The organism is Psychrobacter sp. (genome assembly GCF_035469765.1).
Lineage (GTDB): Bacteria > Pseudomonadota > Gammaproteobacteria > Pseudomonadales > Moraxellaceae > Psychrobacter.
In genome coordinates this window covers 1-2,414 of record NZ_DATIRM010000287.1, presented here as the reverse complement: position 1 = coordinate 2,414, position 2,414 = coordinate 1, and the positions used below count along the sequence as shown (strand labels likewise).

The 2,414-nt window shown below is 44.9% G+C and carries 3 protein-coding genes; all 3 read left to right on the top strand.

Translation table 11 applies throughout. From position 1 onward, the window contains the following. Positions 1-177 precede the first annotated feature (177 nt). Positions 178-984 carry a threonine/serine exporter family protein gene (locus tag VLN09_RS08150; RefSeq protein ID WP_325245415.1) on the top strand — a complete coding sequence of 269 codons (807 nt, stop codon included), beginning with the start codon at positions 178-180 and terminating at the stop codon, positions 982-984. Position 985: 1 nt separating this feature from the next. Further along, the gene (locus VLN09_RS08145) at positions 986-1,438 is read left to right on the top strand and encodes a threonine/serine exporter family protein (RefSeq protein WP_325245413.1); all 453 of its coding nucleotides are present in this window, start codon (positions 986-988) and stop codon (positions 1,436-1,438) included. Between the two features lie 82 nt (positions 1,439-1,520). Then, the coding region (locus VLN09_RS08140; RefSeq protein ID WP_325245411.1) for an FAD-dependent oxidoreductase at positions 1,521-2,414 on the top strand (894 nt) is incomplete at its 3' end.

Sequence of the window (2,414 nt, the reverse complement as noted above, 5' to 3'; positions counted from 1 at the left end):
GAGCCACATCCGGGTAAAGCAAAAGTCAGCGTTAAGATAGCGATATGCATTTTATTCTCCTTGCCAAAAAAGTTTATACTTTATCGTAGCATTCAATATAATGTCGGATAATGTCTGCGCGTCAGCATCCATACCCTTTATAATAGCGTATCAATCGCCAACATGCGTATCTAACCCATGACTTCTATCAGTTACGTACAGCAACAGCACATTACTCGACTGTGCGTGCGCTGCGGCTTACTCCTCATGCAATATGGCGCTGAGTCTGCCGTGGTGGTGGACTTATCCAAACGCTTGGGGCTCGCCTTAGGGATGGACAGCGTAGAATGTTCGCTGAATTTTAACGCCCTGACCTTGACCACCATTTGTGATGAGCGCTGTATCACCACCACCAGAGACACGATCAATCAAAGCATCAATGTCAATTTATTGGTGCAAATCCAGCAAATCGTCAATAGAACCGAAGCCGTCACAGATAATAATAATAACAAACTGAAGTCTGAACTGACTGACCGCACTACCCTTGCCTTTGATGCATTAGATAAAACCGTTTATCCAACATGGCTAGTGGGCGTGTTTGTTGGCGCATCTTGTGCCGCGTTTGCTTATCTAAATGGCGGCAGTTGGTCGATTACTGGCGTGACGTTTATCGCTGGCATGGTGGCAATGTTCACCCGTATTTACCTGTCCAAACACCATTTTAATCCCTTTATAGCGGTCATTGTGACGGCTTTTATCGCTTCTTTAATTGGGGCGACGACCTATTATTTTGATATTGGCAACAATGCCGATATTGCCGTTGCCTCGAGCGTGCTCTTACTAGTACCAAGCTTTCCGTTAATCAACTCTTTCTCAGATATCCTAAAAGGCTATGTCAATATTGGGATTGGGCGTGCCGTTTTTACCTATATGCTAACCTTGTCCGCGTGCGTTGGTATCGTGATGGCGCTGGTCTTACTTCGCATACAGCACTGGGGGTTTTAAGATGTGGTTCATTGAAACCGTGGTGCTGTCGTGTATCATCACCCTTGGTTGGACGCTGATGTTCACCGTACCCAAACGTTACATTTTACCTTGTTTGCTGATGACCGCTTTTGGATTTGGGCTAAAAACAGCGCTTGTCTATCAACACGTCCATCTCGTGGTTGCTAGCTTTTTTGGGGCAATGCTTGCCAGCTTTTTGGGGGTGTATTTTTCTAAAAAATATACCCTACCGCCCACAGCTTTAATTTCGCCAAGTGTCATCTGTATGATGCCAGGCATCGCCGCTTATAAGGCGATGGTCAGTATGGTGCAGATTGGTTATTTTGGCTTTTCCGACGAGTTATTTAGCCAAATGATGGTGTATTTGTTTGAAGCGTTATTTGTGACTTCAGGATTGGTGCTAGGCTTATCCATTCCTGGACTGTTATTTTATAGACGTCGTGCCATCGTATAGATGGTGGACTGCTCTTAGCTAGGCGCTGTTTTCAATTAACGTTCAAAATTACATTAATAACCCCTTAATAAAGAGACTCAATATGACAAAACATTATGACTATATCGCCATTGGTGGCGGTAGCGGCGGTATTGCCTCGATCAACCGCGCAGCGAGTTATGGTAAAAAATGCGCCATTATCGAAGCCAACCAATTGGGCGGCACTTGCGTAAACTTGGGCTGTGTGCCTAAAAAGGTGATGTGGTATGGCGCACAAGTGGCCGAAGCCATCCATAAATATGCGCCAGATTATGGCTTCGATATCGAAGTCAAAGGCTTCGACTTTCAAAAGCTGGTGCATAGCCGCCAACAGTATATTGAAAACATTCACCGCGCTTATGACAATAACTTGGCAAAAAACGGTGTTGAAGTGATAAAAGGCTTTGCCAAATTCGTCGATACCAATACGGTAGAGGTCAATGGCGAGCTTATTACTGCTGACCATATTTTGATTGCCACAGGCGGTCATCCTATCAAACCAGATATCAAAGGCGCAGAATACGGTATCGATTCTGATGGTTTTTTTAAGTTAAATCATTTACCAAAACGTGTGGCTATCGTCGGCGCAGGATATATCGCCGTTGAAATCGCAGGGGTGATGAATAGTCTAGGCGCTGAGGTGCATCAGTACGTGCGTCAACACTCGCCGCTGCGCTCATTTGACCACACTATCATGGAGACCTTACTGATAGAGATGGAGCAAGATGGAATTCAATTGCATACCAACACCACGCTCACTGAAGTCTATAAAAATGACGATGGCAGTCTGACCTTGTGTACCGAAACTGGTAGCCTCGATACGGTAGATTGTTTGATTTGGGCGATTGGTCGCGCGCCTTCTACCGATAGTATTAATCTGCAAGTAACGGGCGTAGAGACTACGGATAACGGCAAAATTAAAGTCGATAAGTTCCAAAATACCAATGTTAAAGGTATT

Bases quoted from the DNA above. Each gene is read 5' to 3' on its own strand.
- VLN09_RS08145 (WP_325245413.1), top strand. From the start codon at position 986: ATGTGGTTCATTGAAACCGTGGTGCTGTCGTGTATCATCACCCTTGGT.
- VLN09_RS08150 (WP_325245415.1), top strand. From the start codon at position 178: ATGACTTCTATCAGTTACGTACAGCAACAGCACATTACTCGACTGTGC.